This window comes from Paracidovorax valerianellae, from assembly GCF_900102625.1.
GTDB classification, from domain to species: Bacteria; Pseudomonadota; Gammaproteobacteria; order Burkholderiales; family Burkholderiaceae_C; genus Paracidovorax; species Paracidovorax valerianellae.
In genome coordinates this window covers 1-1,580 of record NZ_FMZC01000045.1, presented here as the reverse complement: position 1 = coordinate 1,580, position 1,580 = coordinate 1, and the positions used below count along the sequence as shown (strand labels likewise).

General features: G+C 50.7%; 3 protein-coding genes. All 3 read left to right on the top strand.

What is annotated here, in order from left to right; genetic code table 11:
• The coding region (locus BLT03_RS23575; protein WP_175537862.1) for an RHS repeat domain-containing protein at positions 1-771 on the top strand (771 nt) is incomplete at its 5' end.
• Complete coding sequence (locus BLT03_RS24340) at positions 768-1,169, top strand: hypothetical protein (protein WP_139160548.1); 402 nt, start codon at positions 768-770, stop codon at positions 1,167-1,169. The genes BLT03_RS23575 and BLT03_RS24340, both read left to right, overlap by 4 nt.
• A 166-nt stretch (positions 1,170-1,335) precedes the next feature.
• Positions 1,336-1,580 (top strand): RHS domain-containing protein (locus tag BLT03_RS24335; RefSeq protein ID WP_139160547.1); only part of this gene is annotated, 245 nt, incomplete at its 3' end.

Sequence of the window (1,580 nt, the reverse complement as noted above, 5' to 3'; positions counted from 1 at the left end):
GCGAAGGCGCTGCAACGGGCGCAGGCGCACATGCCCCAGGAGCTGGCGCAGCTCATGGCGGGCAGCGTGGGCCGGTTGCAGGCCGAGAGACAAGCGCAGGCGAAAACCAACCCGCTAACCATCCGGCACTACCTGTGCGACCACCTGGGCACACCGATCGGGCTGGTGGATGGCAACGGGGAGAAAGCAGGGCAAGTGACCTGGGCGGCCAGCTATGGGGCCTGGGGGGAGGTGCAGGAAGAATACAACCCGCAACGGATCGAGCAGAGCATTCGCTTCCAGGGGCAGCAGCTCGATGCCGAGACGGGGTTGCATTACAACCGGTTCCGGTACTACGACCCGACCATTGGGCAGTACGTCACTCAGGACCCCATTGGGCTTAATGGCGGGGTTAACAAATCCAGTTATCCAATCAATCCGATGAATTGGGTAGATCCTTTGGGACTTGCTGAGGAAGGAGGCGGCTTGTTGTCGAAAATCTATGGCTGGTGGGGTAAGGGCAGTACAGCCAAAGATGCTGCGGACGCCGCAAAGTTAGTGGCAGATAATAAAAAAATGGAAAAAGAGTTAAGAAAACTCGAAGATGATTTGGCTGTGTGCATTTTGAAATCTCCTACCTGTCCAACGACGGAAATGCAAAAAACTGAAGAAAGGATAAACGAAATTAAAAAGAAAATGCTGAAAAATACTGGAGAAATCACAAAAATAATGATGGAAACTCCAGGCACTTCGACGGGTGGTCCCATGCATACACCGGGAATACGACCATGAAAAATCAGAAAAAAATCAAAATATTTATTTCGTTGCTATTATCCTTTATCGGAGCGGTTTGGTTTTTAAAAAAAATAAATACATCCGAACTGGAAAATTTAATACCAAAAGAGAGATGTGTTAAGTCCGCCTACAGTGATGACAGTGAAAATCATAGAATCTCTATAAATTGCAAAGACTATGATGGAAATGTACATACGGTAATGTTGAGAAAATTTTATAAAAAAGAAGAATTGGAAAAATTAGCTTCCGTTTTTAAAAACGGTGTTGAGGTGAACGGTTTTTTGTGTACTGAACTTAACAGTTTGCATACTTGTTTTTCAAGGAAACAAGAAATAATGATCACTTCAACTGTTGAGGAATCCGTTGTGTTCTTTGCTCTGCAATTCGGAAAATAAGCAATGCGTTAACGAATTGATCCAACAACGAGGTACACAGCACCGGCTGACTTAACCTACTGCTGATACTACGGCGCAGTAAGTTGTGACGCGGTGCAACTGCTGATGGACCTGGGCGGAGAGCCGGGGAGACCCCGCAGTCCTCCAACAGCACAACTTTGCGGCCATGCCAAGGGCGCAGCGGGAGATGGTGCAGGCAGCGCTGCAAAGCGTGCTGGAGCCGGCCACGGGGGCGAAGGCGCTGCAACGGGCGCAGGCGCACATGCCCCAGGAGCTGGCGCGACTCATGGCGGGCAGCGTGGGCCGGTTGCAGGCCGAGAGACAAGCGCAGGCGAAAACCAACCCGCTGACCATCCGGCATTACCTGTGCGATCACCTGGGCACACCGATCGGGCTGGTGGATGGCAACGG